Here is a 17346-nt window from a genome sequence, read left to right as displayed (position 1 = left end):
CATGACCGGCGAGTGGATCTACAACCACCGGCCGGAGGGCGCCCGGTTCCTTCCCGGCCGGGTCGCCGAGCCGGCCCGCACCGAGATCGAGGACGACATCTGGGCCTGGGTCGTGCGCGGTGAGGAGGACGCGGCCGAGTTCGCCGGCTACCTCGACGGTGACGAGGTGCGTGCGGGCGTCACCGACGAGGATTTCGACGAGGCCGCCCACGAGGCGCTGCCGGAGAGCGAGCAGGAGGCGGCCTATCTGGCCGCCGTCGAGCACCTCATGGACGACGTCGTCTTCCCGGTCCTGCACCGGCACGGCATGCGACCCGACTGGAACCGGACCCTCGCGATCCGTGTGCTCGTGAGCGGCGCCCATTGGTACGCGCCGCTGGCGCAGACGTGAGATCGTTCCGGATCGACCGGGCTCCGGCCGACTACCTGCGGGAGGCTGGGTCGATCTTCGCGGTGTTCGACCGGCAGGACTCGGGGAACGTGTCCTACGGGGTCGAGTGGGACGGCGAACGGCTCTTCGTCAAGACGGCCGGGAGCCCGGAGCGCGCCGAGCGCCGCTGGGCCCTGCTGCGGAACGCGGCCCGGATCGGCCAGGCATATCGGCACGAGGCTCTGCCACGCCTGCGCGGGGCGGGGAAGTGGCCGGCGACTTCTACGACGGGTCCCTGATCTACGACTTCACGGCACACCGGATGAGCGTGGTCGACCTGGAGCACTACCGGCCGGGGCCGTACCGGAACGAGATCGGGCGGATGTTGGGGTCGAGGCGGTTCATGGCGCCCGAGGAGTTCACCGCGGGCGCCATGATCGACCAGCGCACGTCGGTGTTCACTCTGGGGCGCACCGTGCTCGTCCTGCTGGGGGACGGCACGACGGAGCGGGCGGCGTTCCGGGGGACGGCGGCGCTCTGGGAGGTCGCCGTGCGGGCGTGCCGGCCGGCGCCCGTGGACCGTCAGGGCGACCTGGCCGCGTTCGGCGGCGAGTGGCGGGAGGCCCGATCGGGTCAGAGGTGACCGGTGTCGTTGAAGGAGGCCAGTGTCGGTGGGTGGCCGGCGTCCCATTGGACGATGGTCAGGGCGCAGTTGTCCTGGTTGAGGCCGATCCAGCGCCAGGGTGGAGCGTCCAAGGCGTGGCGGACGAACCAGCCGATCACGAAATTGTGGGTGATCAGCAGGTGGTCGCCGGTGACGTCGAAGTGGGCGACGGCGGCTTGCAGGGCCCGGGCGTCCTCGTCGCGCTCGCCGGCCGGGACGCTGTCGAGCCAGCCGTGCCAGCGGGTGGGGTAGAGGTCGCGCTGGGCGGGGGAGGGGACCGGGGTCCGGTCGGTCATGTGGTCGCAGCTGTGCCGGGGAACCCGCGGCAGAGAGGAGGCGACGATGTCCGCGGTCTGGGCGGCCCGGGGCAGCGGGCTGTGGTGGATCGCGGTGAACGGGACCTCGTCGAGGCGGCGGGCGAGGCGTTCCGCCTGCTCACGGCCGCGCGGCGAGAGGCCGTCGCCGCCGGGGTCCTGTTCACCGTGGCGGACGAGGTACAGCTTCGTGCGGGCCATGGTCAGCACGGTAGATCACGAGCGCACGGCCACCAGCGCGGTCCGGCGTCGTGCGACGGCGGGCGGCCGTGGTGCGACTGCGGGCGGCGGCGGGCGGCGGCGGGCGGGCGCTGGGCGGCGCGGTGGGTCAGCGGCCTGGGTTGCGGCGCACGGCGGGGAGACGGCTGGCCCGGATCGTGGCGCGGCGCGGGCCGATGATCTGGCCCTGGTCGTTGACCTCGATGCCCTCGACCTCGTACCACGTCTCGCCGTCCTGCTGGAGGGGCGCGGAGGCCAGCACCCGCTCGATCCGGATGCGCAGCGGGCCGCTGCCGAAACGGTAGTCGGCCTCGGCGAACGTCCAGATCTGGCCGGTGGACGGGTCGTGGGTGGTCATTTCACCTCATCACCTCGGGGCGGCGAGCGCGCCTGGAAGGAAACTGAGACCCATCATGGACCGCGGGCATGGGCGTGCCAAGCGCAAATGCACGTGCATATGCAATCGCCCGACGGAAGATTGTCCGATTGGCCAGCCCGGCACCCCCGGAACGCGCCACCCGTGCCGGGTCCGTGGCGCCCGGCCGCTAAATCGGTTGACCTCAGAAGGCGGGCTTCCGGCCCGTGACCTTCTGCCACAGCCAGCCCGCGGGGACCGAGCGGCCATAGAGGACGTATTCGCTGACCACATGATTGGTCATGGTGTCGAGCAGGTCGCGGCGGGCGATCCGGCGGCCCGCGAACAAAATCTGATCTCCGGCCCGCAGGCTGATGTCGTCTCCCGGGCCCAATGTCGACTCCTCGCCCCGCAGCAAAAGCAGCGGCACCGCGGCGACCCGCTGATCACGATCGTGCGGGCAGCGCATGAGGTCGCCGAGCGGGGCCGCACCCGAGTGGAGCCACGACATCAGGGCCGGCGCCTCCCGCTCGGTCAGCGTCACCTTCCACAAGCCGTCCAGATGGGAGCCGCAGTGCGCGCCCAGCCGGTCGATCGTCCCGGCCGCCCACTCGTCGCCGCGTGCCGGCATCTCCTGGAGGAAACGCCAGGTCAACGGTGTGCTCAGCTGGGCGTAGATCTCCCGGGCGGCCATCTCGGCCGGCACCAGCAGCCAGTCCACGTCCATCGTGGCGAACAGCGGCGCGTTGCGCGGCCGGTTCTGCCGGGCCCCGATGAACAGCGACGGGTTCTCCTTGCGGGCCGCCGCCACCAGCGACAGGTTCGTGGCGTCGTTGTGGGTGCCGGCCACGAAGCCGACCGCGCCGGCCAGGTCGGCCCGGGCCATGACCGACGGCTCCGAAGCGTCGCCCTCGATCACTCCCGGTTCGGTGGCGGCGAGGTCGATCACGGTCACCTCCAGGCCGTCGGCCCGGAGGTCCTCGACCAGCTTGTGCCCGAACCGCCCGTACCCGCAGACCACCCACCGGCCCGACGTCGGCGGACGGCCCCGCTCCGGCAGGGTCGCCCCCTCGCCGCGGATCAGCCAGGCCAGCAGCTGGAACGACGAGGGCTGGTGCAGGGCCAGGCGGATGTGGTCGCCGAACCGGTCGAACGGGTTGACCACCGTGGGCGAGCCGAACGCGCGCATCCGGTGCTCGATCACCGGCGACACCGTGCGGGCGATCACCGGCAGGTTCGGCCTGATCAGGGCGGCCGTCATGGCCACGGTCAGGTTGACCTCGTCGTTGTTGGTCAGCGCGATCACCCCCTCGCACTGCGGATGCTCGAGGCCGGCCGCGCCCAGCATGTGCGGGTTGGCGCCGTCGGCGACCAGGCCGGGCACGTCCGCGAAGTAGGCGTCGATGTCGAGCGAGTCCACATGCTCGGGGGTGTTGTCCAGCACGACCAGCCGGCGCCCGAGGGAGTCCAGGGCGTGCCCGAGCAGCTGGCCGGTCTGCCCATAGCCGACGATCAGCAGGAACGGCTCGCGCATGTGCACGACCTGCCGGGTGAAGCGGCGCAGGGCCAGAGCTTCGCGGAAGGCCCGGTCGCGTACGAGGGTGAGCAGCGAACCGATCGCATAGGCCCAGCCCACGACGCTCAGGTAGATCGACGCGATCACCCACAGGCGCTGGGCCCCGGTGAAGGCGTGCGGGATCTCCCCGTACCCGATGGTCGTGGCCGTGTAGCTCATGAAGTAGAACGCGTCGAAGAAGCCCATCCGCGTCGGGCGGCCCTGCGGGTCCTGGCCGGGCATCAGGGTCAGGCCGAGCACGCTGATGGCGAAGATGAGGATCAGGACGATGAGCGGGACCCGCATCCGGCGCAGGATCAGGAAGATCGTCGACGACGGCTCGGTGGGCCGGGTGACCGTCGTGCGGCCCTTCGGGTGCGGCTTGCTGCCCATCAGCGGCGGTTGAACGACACGGTCTCGATCACCAGGAGCGCGACCGAGACCAGGTTGGCCAGCAGCGCGCCGCCCGAGAGCGACACCACGCTCGCCGTCGCCTCGCCGGTCATGCCGGCGCCGGAGATCTGCGTGGCGTAGACCCAGGCCAGCGTGGCGGCGATGAGCTGAAGGTCGGCGACCAGGCTGGTGGCCAGGTGGACGGCACCGATCTGGGTGCGGTCGCCGAACTTCAGCACGGTCGCGATCAGGTTGACCACGACCGCGGCGAAGAGCTCGTACTCGTTGTGCAACGCCGGATCGGAGATGTCGCCGATGAAGAATCCGAAGTTGAGCGTGGCAGCCAGGAGCACGAAGAAGCCGAAGATGACCTTTTCGAGACTCACGGCTTCAACCTAACGGGGCGAGGCGTCGCGCGCGCGGTGGAACTCGCTGCGGCGGCGCCGCTTCTCGGTGTACATGGCGGCGTCGGCCTGTTCGAGAGCGGCGGCGAAGCCGTTCTTGGGGACCACGGCGGCCCAGCCGATCGAGGCCGCGACCCCGGCCACCTCCATCTCCAGGTGGACCCGGGCCATGACCGTCTCGGCGTCGGCCTCGGTGCACTGCGGCAGCAGCACGCCGAACTCGTCGCCGCCGAGACGGGCGACGACGTCGGTGTCGCGGACGGCGCCGGCCAGGGCGGTGGCGGCGGCCCGGATGTAGGCGTCGCCGGCCGCGTGCCCCTGCGTGTCGTTTATCGCCTTGAGCCGGTCGAGGTCGACCATGGCGATGACGGTCGGGTCGGCCAGCCGCTGGTACAGCTCCTCGGCCCGGTCGAGCAGCCGCTGCCAGGCACGGCGGTTGGGCAGGGCGGTCAGGGCGTCGGTGTCGGCGCTGACCTGCTCGCGCAGCAGCGCCCCGGCCGAGCGGTCCTGGGCCCGGTCGGCCGACAGGGCCGCGGTGAGCAGCTGCCCGAGCAGGGCGAGCAGCGGCTCGGCACCCGTCATCCGGGAATCACCGGCGTGGCTGTTCGGGTCGAGGCCGCAGATCGCGCCGAAGACGGAACCGTCGGGTTCGGTGATGACCGCGCCCGCATAGGTGTTGATGTCGATGAGGTCGTTGACGCCCGCGGCGGCGTACAGCGGAATGGTTTGTGCCTCGACGGCGACCGCCGGCGTCTCCCGGGCGGCCATGTGGATGCAGAAACTCTGCTCCCAGGGGTGGCTCTCGCCCTGCTGGAGCCCGTAGCCGTTGCCGGCGTCGAGATAGAGGTAGGTCTGGCGGCCGTTCTCGACGCGGGTGACCGCCCAGAAGGCCAGCGGCATGTTCTCGTGCAGATAGTCGAGCACCAGGCGGGCCGCCCGGGCGAACGTGCCGGCCGGGGCCGGTGCGGGCGCCGAGGACGGCACCGCGCGGCGCTCCTTGGTGACCTTGGGCGGTGGTTCCTGGTCCGGTTTGGGGGCGGTGGTGGCGTCCACCGGCAGGGTGAACGTGAAGCGGGAGCCGCCGCCGGCCGGGTTGTCCGAGGCCTTGATCGTGCCGCCGTGCCGCTCCACGATCTTGAGGCAGATGCCGAGGCCGAGGCCGGTGCCGCTGTATCCGGCGCCGCGGTGGGCCCGGTGGAAGTTCTCGAAGACGGTGTCCTGCTGGTCGGCCGGGATGCCGATGCCGTTGTCGTCGAGCGTCACGGTGACCATGTGGTCGGCCCGCGACGCGCCGACCGTGATCTCCGGGCTGACGCCCGGCGCCGTGTACTTGATCGAGTTGCTGATCAGGTTCTCGAGCAACTGCCGGGTCAGCACCGGGTCGGCGTACGCGGCGCCCAGCTCGCCGATGTGGAAGGCCGGCTGCGGGGCGCCGGTGCTCTGTGCCTGGTCGATCCGGGCGATCGCGATGTCGTTGACCACCGCCCCGAGATCGACGACCGACGGCGCGATCGAGGCGTCACGGGCCGTCGTGTACGCCAGCAGGTCGTTGATCATGTCGCGCATGCGAGTCGACGCCCGGCGGATGCGCCGGATCCCGTCCTCGGCCTCGGCCGTGGCCGGGTGATCCGGGAAGTCGGCGAACGCCTCGGCCAGCGCCTCGCTCCAGCCGTCGATCGTGGCCAGCGGGTTGAGCAGGTCGTGGGCGACCACGCCGGCGAAGTTGGCGAGCTCGGTGCGGTGCCGTCGCTCGGAGGTGACGTCGTGGAAGACGGTCACCGCGTAGCGGTTGCCGTTCGTGGCGGCCGGGATGGGTGTCGAGTTCACACTGAGGATCCGGCCGTCCGGCAGGGCCGGATTGCGGATCAGCACGTCCATGCCGCGCACCTCGGCACCGGCCAGCGCCCGCCGATACGGCATGTCCTCCGGGTCCAGCGGCTTGCCGTCGGGGTGGAACAGCCCGTAGTACTCCGGGTGCCGCATCAGGTCGGACGGGCTGACCATGCCGCCGATCAGTCGCCGTACGGCCGGGTTGCGCAGCAGGATGCGGCCCTGCTCGTCGGTGACGGTCAGGCCCTCGCTCATCGAGTCGACGATCGTGGTCATCAGCTTCGCCTGGCCGGCCGCGGCCTCCTCGGCCGCGCGCAGTTCGCGCAGGATCGTGTTGCGCTCATCGCGGCCGAGCGCCAGGGCCAGACCCACAACAGCGATCATTCCCACGTACGCCTGAGCGACCAGCGCCCGGGCCGGATGCGAGCCGATCAGCGCGAACGGCCCGGTGCCGCCCAGCGTGTAGAGCACCGCCACGGCGCCGAAGGTCAGGTCGTGCAGGATGACGAAGCCGGTGTGCAGGCGGGTGCCGGCCCAGACCGTCATCGCGATCAGCGAGAACGCCAGCGGCAGCCGGTTGTCGGTGCCGAAGACGGCCGTGTACGCCGCGATCGACAGCACGATCACGGCGATGTACTCCAGCTGCTTGCGGGGCGGCAGTCTTGTCCAGATCAGGCGCAGCGACGGCGTGCGCCGCTGGTGGACGAGATAGCCGAGACGCAGGCCGGCGGCCCCGATGAGCAGGATGCTGACCGTGTTGCGGGTCAGCCAGACGGCGGTGGCCGGCCCGGAGTAGACCCCGTTGATCACCCACACGCCGGTCGGCCCGATCAGCGCGCCCACCGCGGTGGCCACGAACGACGCGGCGACCAGGCGCCACAGCTCCTGGGGCCGGGCCAGCGGACGGTTGCCGCCGCCGCCCCACAGGCCGGGCAGCCATCGCCGGAAGAGGGTGACGAACAGGCACGCCTGAGCCAGGTTGGCCACCACGAACCAGGCGGCCAGCGACGCGGGCGCGCCGGTGGCCGTGTTCACGCCCATGGTGACGGCCGCGATGGCGAGCCCGTCGAGCCAGCGCCAGCGCGAGTGCCACTGGGCCAGGAACCAGATCGCCGAGACGCCGGCCGCCGGCCAGACCATGCTCAGGTTGGTCTCGTCCATGACCGTCTTGCGGCCGATGTAGGTGGCGGCCGTGTACAGGACGGTGAACAGGAGCGTACGCAGCAGGGACGCGCGCAGCGTCATGCCCGCACGCAGCTCAGCCATCAGCGCACCGCCCCCTCACAGGTCTTATCGACCCGCTGCGCGTTTCGATGAGCCGCTGCGGTAGGTGCGTTCTGTGCTACACCGCGTGCATCAAGTCCTAACGTCCGTTCTCAGCGACGACACAGGATGTGATCCAGAGCGGAAACACCGCCGAAACATCTTCCCCCGTACCCATGCGCCGTGGAGGCAGAGACAGGGGCAAATGTGAAACGTATCAAGCTGAGCATGGCAGTCTTGCTGATCGCCGTCGGAGCGCCCGCGCCCGCCGCGGCCCATCCCGGCGGTGGTTTCGCCGCTCCGACGGCGGCGGACCGGCCCTTCTACCGTTTCTGGACCACCGGTGGGCTGATGACACCGGAGTCGGCCGCCGCCCAAGTCGCCCGGATGGCCGCCGCCGGCGCCGGGGGAGTCGAGTTCAACCAGGTGACATTGGGTGCGGCCGCCTACGATCCGGCCCGGCACGACTGGACGAACGACTCGTGGGCCACCGCCATGAAGGCCACCTTCGACGCCGGCCGCCGCAACGGCCTCCAGGTCGACCACATCTACACGCCCGGCTGGTCGGCCGGCACCACGACCGTCTCGCCGGACGGCCCCGGCTCCGACCAGAAGATCGCCTTCGCCCGGCAGGTCGTGCCCGGCGGCTCCACCTTCACCGGGCCGGTACCCGCGCCGCCACTGCCGGCCGGGGTGACCAAGCGGACGTTGCAGGCCGCCGTCGCGTACCGCTGCGTCGTGACATGTGCCGAGACCGTGCCGCTCCTGCTTCCGGGCTCGGCGGTCGACCTCGCCGGGAAGCCCGGCTGGACCGCGCCCGCCGGCGGCACCTGGGTGGTCGTCGGCAGCTGGATGATGGGCACCGGCCACACCGTCGGCCTGGCCGGCACCGCCAGGACCACCTATCTCGTCGACCACTTCTCCCTCGACGGCATCACGGCGATCAAGCGGTTCTGGCAGGACGAGGTCCTCACCCCGGCGCTGGAGAAGTCGATCCGGTCGGCCGGCGGCTCGCTCTTCTTCGACTCCCTCGAACTCAACAGCTCCGGCGCCCAGGTGCTGCACTGGACCCCTGACTTCCTGCGGCAGTTCGAACGCCGCCGCGGCTACTCGCTCGTGCCGTACCTGCCGGCCGTCGCGGTCAGCGACCCGGCCTACGACTTCCCGGGCGACACCGGCGACCGGGTCCGCGAGGACTACCGCACCACGCTCAACGAGCTGTTCCGCGACTACCACCTCAAGCCGCTCGCGGCCTGGGCCCATCAGCGCGGCCTGACGCTGCGCGGCCAGCCGTACAGCTCGTGGGGGCCGTCTCCGGTCGACATGCAGGAGCTGGCCGGGCTGCTCGACGTGGCCGAGGGCGAGGACCGCTCGTTCACCAGCGGCAGCGACGTCAACCACCTGGAGAACCGCTCGTCCGACGTCTGGCGGGCCCTGGCCGCCTCGGCCGCCCAGGCCGGGCACAACCTGCTCTCCACCGAGTGCTGCGCCGAGGGGCAGGCCCACCGCTATCCGCGCGCCACCCTGCTGTCGCACGTCAACCAGCAGCTCGTCACCGGCGTCAACATGATCGTCTGGCACGGCTGGGGCGACACGACGCCGGGCGCGGCGCGCGCGTGGCCCGGATTCTCGCTGTTCAACGGCGGGGTCGCGGACGCGTACGGCCCGGTCAGCCCCACCTGGTCCCACGACCGGACGATCAACGACTACGTGGCCCGGCTCCAGACCGTGCTGCGCCGTGGAGATCTGCGCGACGACGTGGCGATCTACCGGCAGGGCGGCGGCCACAGCCTGTCCGGCGCCACGGGCGATCTCTACTTCACCGACCAGTCCCTGGCCCGGGCCGGATACACCTACGGCTTCATGGGCCGTACGCAGGTGGCCGACCCCGCCGCGACGGTCCGCGACGGGAAGCTGCTGTCCCTGGGCTACAGGGCCTTCGTCCTGAACAACACCCCGAACGTCAACTACGAGACCACGCTCGACCTGGCCACCGCCATCAGGATCCTGTCGTGGGCCCGGTCCGGCCTGCCGATCGTCGTGGTGGGAGAAATCCCTTCGCGGGTACGGGGTCTGGCGCCGGCCCAGGACGGCCGGCTACGCGCCGTGATCGACCAGCTCCGCCGCAACCGGAACGTGCGCGTGGTCAGCAGCGAGGCCGGCGTGGCCCCGGCGCTGGCCGCGGCGGGAGTGCGGCCGGCGGCATCCTTCGCGCGGCCGTCGCCGTTCCTGAACCTCCGGCGTTCCACCCCCGACTCGAACTACTACTTCTTCTGGAACAACAGCGCCACCCCGGCCACCTCGACGGTCACGCTGGCGGGGGAGGGGCGGCCTTTCCGGTACGACCCGTGGAGCGGCGCGGTCACCCCGATCACCTCCTCCACCCGGGTGCCCGGCGGCGTCCGGATCGACATCTCGGCCACCAGCGGTAACGGGGTGCTGGTCGCGCTCACCAAGGGCAACGAGGACACCGCGCACGCGGCGTCACCGTGGATCTCCACGGCGACCGGCGCGGTCTCGCCGCGATGGGAACTGGCCGTCACCTCGTACGAGAAGGGCGCGACACCCGAGACGACGAACAAGCGTGTCCTGCCGTCGATCGCGCTGACCGGCCCTCTGCCGGACTGGCAGTCCATCGCCGGTCTCGAAACGATTTCCGGTACGGCGGTCTACAGCACCACGATCACCTCGCCCCGGGGCGGGCGGGCGCTGCTCGATCTCGGCACGGTGCTCGGCACCTACTCAGTCGAGCTGAACGGCGAGAAACTGCCGCCGGCCGACCTGATGGACCCGTCGGCGATTCAGGTGCCGCTGCGAAAAGGCGCCAACTCGCTGCGCGTGCACCTCGCGACATTGCTCGGCAACGCGGCCTACGGCTCCCGGCAGCCCTACGGCCTCATCGGACCGGTCCGGATCCACTAACCACTCAGAAAGGAATCCCGCATGCGTAAACGTCTGATCGGCGGGGCGGCGGTGCTGGCACTTTTCGCACCGTTCTTCACGCCCGTGGCGGCACAGGCCGCCGTGGACTGTTCGACGGTTCCGTGGATGAACAAAAGGAAGTCGCCCGAGCAACGGGCCTCGGCCCTGCTCGCGGCGAGCACCCAGCACCAGAAATACCGGTGGCTGGTGGAGCAGCCGGCGAACAGCCCCACCCAGACGGAATGGCAGGGCGGTGTCGTCTATCCGGTGCAGGTGCCGTGCACGCCGACCGTGGTCTATTCCGACGGCCCGGACGGTGTGCGTTTCACCCCCGGCGTGACCGCGTTCCCGGCGACCATCGCGCAGGCCGCCACCTGGAACGAGTCGCTGGCCTACGCGAAGGGGAAAGCGCAGGCGGCCGAGGCGTTCGACAAACAGAAGAACGTGCTGCTGGCGCCCGGACTGGCCAGCGGCCGGACGCCCTTGTCGGGGCGGACGCCCGAATATCTGGGTGAGGACCCGCTGCTCACCGGCCTGATCGCGGCGGCCGGATCGCGGGGCATCGAGCACGACTCCCGGGTGCTGGCCACGCTCAAGCACTACGTCGCCAACGAGCAGGAGACCGACCGGCAGACCAGTTCGTCGAACGCTTCCGAACGGACGCTGCGCGAGATCTACGACCTGCCCTTCGAGATCGCGATCGACCGGGGTGCGCCGTCGAGCGTGATGTGCTCCTACAACCAGATCAACGGCACCTATGCCTGCGAGAATCCGCGCCTGAACACCGTACTCAAGCAAGATGTGGGGTTCGATGGCTACGTCATGAGCGATTTCGGGTCGGTGCACTCGACCGCGGCCTCGCTCGTGAACGGCATGGACCAGGAGCTCAACCGGCCGATCTGGTTCACGCCGGCCAAGCTCGACGCGGCGCTGGCGGCCGGGGAGATCACGCAGAGGCAGATCGACGCCGCCGCTTTCCGAGTCGTACGGTCGTACATCAAGGGCGGTCTTTTCGATAATCCGCTGCCGGCGGCCCCGGTGGCCGACGCCTCGACGGCGGCGCACAAGGCAGTTGCTTTGAATGTCGCCCAGCAGGGATCGGTCCTGCTGAAGAACAACGGGCTGCTGCCGCTGTCGCCGCGCCAGGGCGACGAGATCGCGGTGATCGGGGCGACGGCATCGTCCACGCCGACCGATGGCATCAGCGCGAGTTCGGTCTGCTCGCTGCCGTGGCGATTCGGCAACCCGACCACTCTGCAATGCGAGGATCTGGTGTCGCCGGAAACGGCCATCCGTGACCGGGCGGCCCGTTCGAAGGCGTCGGTCACGTTCAACAACGGAAGCGACATAGCGGCCGCCGCGGCCGCGGCGAAATCGGCCGACGTGGCGGTCGTCTTCGGATATCAGCGGGCCGGCGAATTCACCGACCTGGCCGACCTGCGCCTCCAGGGCAACAGCGATGAGCTGATCGCCGCGGTGGCGGCGGCCAACCCCCGCACGGTCGTGGTCCTCCAGACCGGCAGCGCGGTCGAGATGCCGTGGATCGCCCAGGTGCCGTCGGTGCTGGAGAACTGGTACGGCGGCGAGCAGATGGGCACGGCGATCGCCTCACTGCTGTTCGGCGACACCAGCCCGTCCGGCAAGCTGCCGATGACCTTTCCCAAGTCGCTGGCCGACACGCCGACGGCCGGCAGCGCGGCCCAGTACCCCGGCGTAGTCGACGCCAACGGCATCCGCCAGGTCGACTACAACGAGGGACTGAAAGTCGGCTACCGCTGGTATCAGAGCGAGGGCATCCGCCCACTGTTCCCGTTCGGCCACGGCCTGTCCTACACGTCGTTCGCCTACTCCACCCCCAAGGTCACCTTCGGCTCTCACGGCTTGAAGATCAAATTCACGATCAAGAACACCGGCCGCCGTACGGGCACTGAGGTGGCCCAGGCATACGTCTCGCTGCCCGCCGCGACGGGCGAGCCGCCGTCCCGCCTGATCGGCTGGGAGCGGGTCACCCTGGCCCCGGGCCAGAAGAAGACAGTGGAGATCGCCCTGAGCCGAGCCGACCTGTCCGACCTGCACCTGCTCCAGTACTGGAACACCGCCCGCAAGTCGTGGACAACAGCCCCGGGCACCTACGGCATCAGCGTGGGAGGCTCCTCCGACACCAGAACAAAAACGTCATTCCGCATCCACTGACCACCGGTGGGGCGGCCCGGCCGCCCCACCGGCTCTTCCGACGTCCCGCCCAGCAATCGCAACCATCAGCGAACGTCAGTGCCGGTCGAACAGCTCGTGGCCGGCATTCCGACTCGGCTCCCTCCGTAACCGTCGGCTCGCCGGCCATTTCGAGAAGGTACCTCCCGTGAGCGACCAGCTGCGATGACTGAAGCACCCACGGCCGACGAACTCGCCCGGGCGGCCACCGCCCGCTATGGTGCTGGGCTCTTCGCCGGAGCGGGCGACCATGTCGAGTCTGCCGACCCGGTGTTCTACGACCACATCACGCTCATCGACGGCGGCGGTGCGGCACCGATATTGCCGGAGCTGCGTTTCGAAGCGCCGGTCGGCTTCGCGCGACCAGCGTCATCACATGAGGCGGCGGGCGCGGAGACGGCGGCGGACTTCGTGCCGGCTACGGCGCCGCTCGGCGCGGCGGCCGTGGTAGTTCGTGCACATGCGGCATCCGTCGCCGCGGTCCCGGCCGCAGAGCGTTCGCGTCGAGGCTTCCCAATGGCAGCCGGCCCCGGCGCGGACCTGGACGGCGCCGGCGGTGTCCGGGCTGCTGAGATCGCATGGCCCGAATCGGTGGTCGTGGACGGGAACGCCCGTCACCATCGGATGTTCAGTTACTCGCGGGAGCGCGCGTTTCTGTTGGGCGGGGCCTGGGGTGCGGGACTGTTCGTGGCGGTCTTCTTCGGCAACGACGCGGCCAAGCCTGTCGTACCCCGCCGCTAAAGTCCCCTCCATGGCATCGCTGCGCACTGAAGACTGGGACGCCGGTGTGGGCGCCCGCACCCGCCACGACGGCGACGAGTTCATCGACCTCGACCTGTGCGAGACCACGCTCGAGGGCGTCGAGTTCGACAGGTGCACGTTCCGCAACGCCCGCTTCAACTGCGCGGTCCTGACCGACGTGGCCTTCCTCAACTGCACGTTCGTGGCCTGCAACTTCTTCGACGCCGAGCTGACGAACTGCAAGCTGGTCGGCAGCTCGTTCGACCGCTGCGCCTTCGACCTGACGACGGCCGACGGCGGCGACTGGTCCTTCACGTCGCTGCGCGCGGCCGACCTGTCGACGGCCACGCTGACCGGCCTGCGCATGCGCGAGGCCGACCTGACCGGAGCCCGCGGCCAGGGCGCCACCCTGACCGCCCTGGACCTGTCCGGCGCCCAGTTCCATCAGGCCGACCTGACCCGCGCCGACCTGCGAGGCAGCGACCTGAGTTCCCTCGACCCCACCACCACCGCCATCCGCCACGCCGTTATCACTCCCGACCAGGCGGTGACGATCGCGTCGGCCCTCGGCTTGGAGGTGCGCGTGGCCTGAGACCCGCCGTGGCATCATGCTGGGCCATGGATCATCAGGGGCGATTTCACCAGGCGGCGCTGGCACTGGACATCCCGGACGACGAGATCCGCCGGTTCACCGAGCACCTCCGCCTGTCGATCCGGCTGAGTGGGAGTGCCGGCGGTGCCGTGGTTGGTCAGTTCGGCGGGTCGCCGCGGCTTCCGGACGGCGTCGACTGGCCGTACGCCGACGGGAAGCCCTTGCCCTTTGTCTTGTTGGTCGACTGTGCGGCGGTGCCGCGCGTCGACGGATTGGCCCTGCCGGCCGACGGCTTGCTGCTGTTCTTTCTCGACCACGAGAAGGATCACCTGGCCGCGGAGAGCGGCGAGCGCGGGTACGCGCGCGTCATTCACGTGCCCGCCGGTCTTGATGGTCTCCTTGACCAGCAGTACGCGGTGAGCGCCACGCTTCTTACCGAACTGCCCGACTGGCTCGGGACGAACGAAGCGGAAGAAGAGGACGAGGACGACGACCTGTCGCCGTTTCAGGAGCAGCTGGCTCGTGACCTGGAACGCGACCTGCCTCATCGGGCCGAGCTGAGCGCCCTGGCCGGGAGCCTGTGGCCGCCGGCCGGTGGGCTGGCCAGCGCCTACATCGGCGGGTACGCCGACGAAGGGGTGATCACTAGCATCGCCGAGCAGGTCCTTGCCGGGCGCGAGAACATTCCGGTGGCGAAGTGGTATTCACATGTGGAGAAGGAGAAGCACCGGCAGATGAGCGAGTGGGTGTCGCTCGCCCGGTTCTCGCTGCCTGACGAGTACTACTACGGCAGCTTCGTGATCCGCCACGACGATCTGGCCGCCGGGCGGTGGGACAAGGCGTACTCGGTGACCGAGTTCAGCGAATAGGCGCGGGGAGAACGATGCGTGTTCTGATCGTGACGGCGGGATCGCGGGGCGACGTCGCTCCCTTCACCGGCCTCGGGCAGCGGCTGCGGCAAGAGGGGCACGAGGTTGCTTTGGCCGCGCACGAGCGGTTCGGTGGCCTCGTACGCGAAGCGGGGCTCGAACATCGGGTGCTGCCCGGCGATCCGGTCGAGCTGACGCGGGCCCGGACGGCGGCGCCGTCGCCGGAGGAGGCCCGGGCGGTGTTCTCGGCCTTCCTCGAGGAGCTGGGCGACGGGGTCGTGGCGGCGGTGGGCGCGGGGGCCGATGTGGTGCTGACCGCGTTCGGGCCGGCGCCGCTGAGCCGGGCCGTGGCTGAGCGGGCCGGGATTCCGAGCGCGGGGGCCTATCTGGCGCCGGGGGTGCCGACCAGGGAGTTCCCGCCGCCCGGGTGGCCCGCGGGTGGCGACAACCTCGCGGCGGGGCGTGAGGTGCTGGCTCGGACCGGCTCGCTCTACGCCGGCGTGCTGCGGCGGCTCGGCCTTCCTTCCGCGGAGCCGCCGGAGGACTGGCCGATCTTCCACGGCTACAGCCCGGCGGTGGTGCCGCGACCCGCGGACTGGCCGGCCTCGGTCCGCGTCACCGGATATTGGTGGCCGGCCTCGCACCCTCAAGAGCCGACTGGGGAACTTGTTGACTTTCTGGAGGGCGGGACGCCGCCGGTGTTCATCGGGTTCGGGAGTATGACGCCGGAGCAGGGGCGGCTCTCCGAGCTTGTCGCGGCGGCGATCGAGCGTGCGGGGGTGCGGGCCGTCGTTCAGGCGGGGTGGGCCGGGCTCGGGGCGGCCGGGGCGAACATCCTGGCGGTCGGTGACGTGCCGCACGAGTGGTTGTTTTCCCGGGTGGCGGCGGTCGTTCATCACGCCGGGGCCGGGACGACCGGAGCGGGGCTCCGCGCGGGAGTGCCGGCGGTGGCGGTGCCCGTGCTGGTGGACCAGCCCTTCTGGGCCGCGCGGCTGCACGATCTCGGGGTGGCGCCACGTCCTCTGCCGATGAGCGAGCTGACGGCCGACGCGCTCGGCGACGCGCTGCGCGAATGCCTCGACCGGCCGAACTATCGTGAGCGGGCCGCCGAGCTCGCCCTCCTGATCAACGCGGAGGACGGCCCGGCGGCTGTGCTCGAATTCGTAGACCGCTAGAGCGCCGCTGAGCCGAACCAGCGGGCCAGATGGTCGTCCAGGTCGCGCTGGTTGTCGCCGATCCAGGCGATGTGGCCGTCGGGGCGGACCAGGGCGCACGGAACGTCCAGGGCGGCCTCGGGATCGCCCAGGTAGTCGACCCTGTTCGACCAGGCGCCCGCGGTCAGGCGGCCGGTGCGGTCGAGCAGCAAGCCTCGGCCTCGGTGCATCCGGGCGTAGACGTTGTCGACGTCGGGCAGGCGGCGGCCCAGCAAGCCGGGGCCTTCGCCGAAGTCGTAGCGCACGCCGATCGCGCTGATCATCTCCAGCAGATGGCGGTTCACCTCGTCGAAGTCCATCAGCCTGGTGAAGAGCCGCAGGAGGGGTGGCGAGGCCACCAGGTCTCTCTGGGCGCGGGTGTTCTCGAGCACGTCGGCCGCCACCGGGCGGCGTTCGGTCTCGTACGTGTCGAGCAACGTCTCCGGCGCCCAGCCCTTGATGTGGGCGGCCAGCTTCCAGCCCAGGTTGAACGCGTCCTGAAGGCCCAAGTTCAAGCCCTGGCCGCCGATCGGTGGGTGGATGTGGGCCGCGTCGCCGGCCAGCAGCGCCCGGCCCACGCGGTAGCGCTCGGCCAAGCGGGTCGCGTCGCCGAAACGGGACATCCAGCGTGGGGAGTGCGCGCCGAAATCGGTGCCCGCGAAGGCGTACAGCTGCTGCTGGAAATCTTCCAGAACGGGTGGGCCGGTGACTCCGGCCGCGGGGACGACGATCCGGTAGTAACCGGCGCCGGCCGGTCTGATGTTGACGCGCCGGTCCGTCACCTGGGCCGGTGGTGTCGCCAGCGCCATTTCGCCCATCAGCGTGTGGTTGCGGGAAGGCTCGCCGGGGAAACCGACCCCGAGCAGTTTGCGGATCGTGCTGTGCGCGCCGTCGCAGCCGACGAGATGGCGCGCGCGCAGCCGTTCCCCGCCGGCCAGTTCCACGGTGACGCCGTCGTCGTCCTGGTCGAGGCCGATCACCTCGCAACCGGTCCGGATCTCCGCGCCGAGCGCGGCCGCGTGCTGGGCCAGCAGGCCGACGACGACCGGTTGGTGGACGCCGAGCAGATAGGCGTACGGCGAGTCCAGGCCCCCGGGCGCGGGCTTGTCGATGGCGGCGAAGTAGGCGCCGGCCGGGCGTTGCCGTCCGTGTTCGCGGACGCGGTCGAGCAGGCCGCGCATCGCCAAGAGCTCGAGGCTGCGGATGTGGAGACCGACGATGCGGTCGTACGAAGTGAGGTCGGTTTCCTTCTCGAGAACCAGAACCCGAACGTCGTGCAGCCGCAACTCGGCGGCCAGCATCGCGCCGGCCGGACCGCAGCCGGCGATGATCACGTCAAACATCGATGGTGCCTTTCGGGAGGGCGAAACGCGCTCCCGGCGACGTCTATGTCAATCGCCCGGCCGTGACGGCAAGGGGGAGCGCCCACAGCTTTACAGCGTTCATGGGTC

General features: G+C 70.5%; 15 protein-coding genes. 9 read left to right on the top strand and 6 right to left on the bottom strand.

Going from position 1 to position 17346, the window contains the following annotated elements:
* The first annotated feature begins 1 nt into the window (after position 1).
* The 3 genes from ACQP2X_RS27830 to ACQP2X_RS27820 are packed head-to-tail and all read left to right on the top strand — an operon-like array spanning position 2 to position 1013.
* Complete coding sequence (locus ACQP2X_RS27830; RefSeq protein WP_498686808.1) at positions 2–391, top strand: putative antibiotic biosynthesis monooxygenase; 390 nt, start codon at positions 2–4, stop codon at positions 389–391.
* Positions 388–669: a hypothetical protein gene (locus ACQP2X_RS27825; protein WP_498686807.1), complete on the top strand. Its 282-nt coding sequence runs from the start codon at positions 388–390 to the stop codon at positions 667–669. The genes ACQP2X_RS27830 and ACQP2X_RS27825 overlap by 4 nt, the downstream gene beginning before the upstream one ends.
* Positions 639–1013: a hypothetical protein gene (locus tag ACQP2X_RS27820; RefSeq protein WP_498686805.1), complete on the top strand. Its 375-nt coding sequence runs from the start codon at positions 639–641 to the stop codon at positions 1011–1013. Before ACQP2X_RS27825 ends, ACQP2X_RS27820 begins: the two co-directional genes overlap by 31 nt.
* Here ACQP2X_RS27820 and ACQP2X_RS27815 read toward each other — a convergent pair.
* The 5 genes from ACQP2X_RS27815 to ACQP2X_RS27795 form a co-directional block, all read right to left on the bottom strand.
* On the bottom strand, positions 1004–1549 hold the full coding sequence (locus ACQP2X_RS27815) for a histidine phosphatase family protein (RefSeq protein WP_498686803.1): 546 nt from the start codon (positions 1547–1549) through the stop codon (positions 1004–1006). The two genes, ACQP2X_RS27820 and ACQP2X_RS27815, sit on opposite strands and share 10 nt — an antisense overlap.
* 127 nt (positions 1550–1676) lie before the next feature.
* The gene (locus ACQP2X_RS27810; protein ID WP_498686801.1) at positions 1677–1925 is read right to left on the bottom strand and encodes a hypothetical protein; all 249 of its coding nucleotides are present in this window, start codon (positions 1923–1925) and stop codon (positions 1677–1679) included.
* Positions 1926–2127: 202 nt separating this feature from the next.
* Entirely contained in the window at positions 2128–3870 is a 1743-nt protein-coding gene (locus ACQP2X_RS27805) for a potassium channel family protein (RefSeq protein WP_498686798.1), read from the bottom strand.
* Positions 3870–4256, bottom strand: a complete 387-nt coding sequence (locus tag ACQP2X_RS27800) for a DUF6394 family protein (RefSeq protein ID WP_097327907.1) — start codon at positions 4254–4256, stop codon at positions 3870–3872. The genes ACQP2X_RS27805 and ACQP2X_RS27800 overlap by 1 nt, the downstream gene beginning before the upstream one ends.
* Before the next feature lie 9 nt (positions 4257–4265).
* Positions 4266–7370, bottom strand: coding sequence for a diguanylate cyclase (locus tag ACQP2X_RS27795; protein WP_498686796.1), 3105 nt, complete (start codon positions 7368–7370; stop codon positions 4266–4268).
* 225 nt (positions 7371–7595) lie between these two features.
* Here ACQP2X_RS27795 and ACQP2X_RS27790 point away from each other — a divergent pair, with 225 nt between their 5' ends.
* The 6 genes from ACQP2X_RS27790 (at position 7596) to ACQP2X_RS27765 (ending at position 15877) form a co-directional block, all read left to right on the top strand.
* Positions 7596–10289: a glycosyl hydrolase gene (locus ACQP2X_RS27790; protein WP_498686795.1), complete on the top strand. Its 2694-nt coding sequence runs from the start codon at positions 7596–7598 to the stop codon at positions 10287–10289.
* A 21-nt stretch (positions 10290–10310) separates the two neighbouring features.
* Positions 10311–12482, top strand: coding sequence for a beta-glucosidase (locus tag ACQP2X_RS27785; RefSeq protein ID WP_498686793.1), 2172 nt, complete (start codon positions 10311–10313; stop codon positions 12480–12482).
* 183 nt (positions 12483–12665) lie between these two features.
* A complete protein-coding gene (locus ACQP2X_RS27780; RefSeq protein WP_498686791.1) occupies positions 12666–13241 on the top strand; it encodes a hypothetical protein in 576 nt (191 codons plus the stop codon).
* A 10-nt stretch (positions 13242–13251) separates the two neighbouring features.
* On the top strand, positions 13252–13833 hold the full coding sequence (locus ACQP2X_RS27775; protein ID WP_498686790.1) for a pentapeptide repeat-containing protein: 582 nt from the start codon (positions 13252–13254) through the stop codon (positions 13831–13833).
* Between the two features lie 26 nt (positions 13834–13859).
* A complete protein-coding gene (locus ACQP2X_RS27770) occupies positions 13860–14702 on the top strand; it encodes a DUF1963 domain-containing protein (RefSeq protein WP_498686788.1) in 843 nt (280 codons plus the stop codon).
* A gap of 14 nt (positions 14703–14716) precedes the next feature.
* Positions 14717–15877, top strand: a complete 1161-nt coding sequence (locus tag ACQP2X_RS27765; protein WP_498686786.1) for a glycosyltransferase — start codon at positions 14717–14719, stop codon at positions 15875–15877.
* On the opposite strand, the gene ACQP2X_RS27760 is transcribed toward ACQP2X_RS27765, so the two are convergent.
* Positions 15874–17238: an FAD-dependent oxidoreductase gene (locus ACQP2X_RS27760; protein ID WP_498686784.1), complete on the bottom strand. Its 1365-nt coding sequence runs from the start codon at positions 17236–17238 to the stop codon at positions 15874–15876. The two genes, ACQP2X_RS27765 and ACQP2X_RS27760, sit on opposite strands and share 4 nt — an antisense overlap.
* Positions 17239–17346 lie beyond the last annotated feature (108 nt).

It is taken from the genome of Actinoplanes sp. CA-131856 (genome assembly GCF_050956135.1).
GTDB lineage: Bacteria > Actinomycetota > Actinomycetes > Mycobacteriales > Micromonosporaceae > Actinoplanes.
This window is presented reverse-complemented; position numbering and strand designations above follow the sequence as displayed.

Bases quoted from the DNA above. Each gene is read 5' to 3' on its own strand.
- ACQP2X_RS27815 (WP_498686803.1), bottom strand. From the start codon at position 1,549: ATGGCCCGCACGAAGCTGTACCTCGTCCGCCACGGTGAACAGGACCCC.
- ACQP2X_RS27790 (WP_498686795.1), top strand. From the start codon at position 7,596: ATGGCAGTCTTGCTGATCGCCGTCGGAGCGCCCGCGCCCGCCGCGGCC.
- ACQP2X_RS27805 (WP_498686798.1), bottom strand. From the start codon at position 3,870: ATGGGCAGCAAGCCGCACCCGAAGGGCCGCACGACGGTCACCCGGCCC.
- ACQP2X_RS27810 (WP_498686801.1), bottom strand. From the start codon at position 1,925: ATGACCACCCACGACCCGTCCACCGGCCAGATCTGGACGTTCGCCGAG.
- ACQP2X_RS27765 (WP_498686786.1), top strand. From the start codon at position 14,717: ATGCGTGTTCTGATCGTGACGGCGGGATCGCGGGGCGACGTCGCTCCC.
- ACQP2X_RS27760 (WP_498686784.1), bottom strand. From the start codon at position 17,238: ATGTTTGACGTGATCATCGCCGGCTGCGGTCCGGCCGGCGCGATGCTG.
- ACQP2X_RS27795 (WP_498686796.1), bottom strand. From the start codon at position 7,370: ATGGCTGAGCTGCGTGCGGGCATGACGCTGCGCGCGTCCCTGCTGCGT.
- ACQP2X_RS27780 (WP_498686791.1), top strand. From the start codon at position 12,666: ATGACTGAAGCACCCACGGCCGACGAACTCGCCCGGGCGGCCACCGCC.
- ACQP2X_RS27770 (WP_498686788.1), top strand. From the start codon at position 13,860: ATGGATCATCAGGGGCGATTTCACCAGGCGGCGCTGGCACTGGACATC.
- ACQP2X_RS27830 (WP_498686808.1), top strand. From the start codon at position 2: ATGACCGGCGAGTGGATCTACAACCACCGGCCGGAGGGCGCCCGGTTC.
- ACQP2X_RS27775 (WP_498686790.1), top strand. From the start codon at position 13,252: ATGGCATCGCTGCGCACTGAAGACTGGGACGCCGGTGTGGGCGCCCGC.
- ACQP2X_RS27785 (WP_498686793.1), top strand. From the start codon at position 10,311: ATGCGTAAACGTCTGATCGGCGGGGCGGCGGTGCTGGCACTTTTCGCA.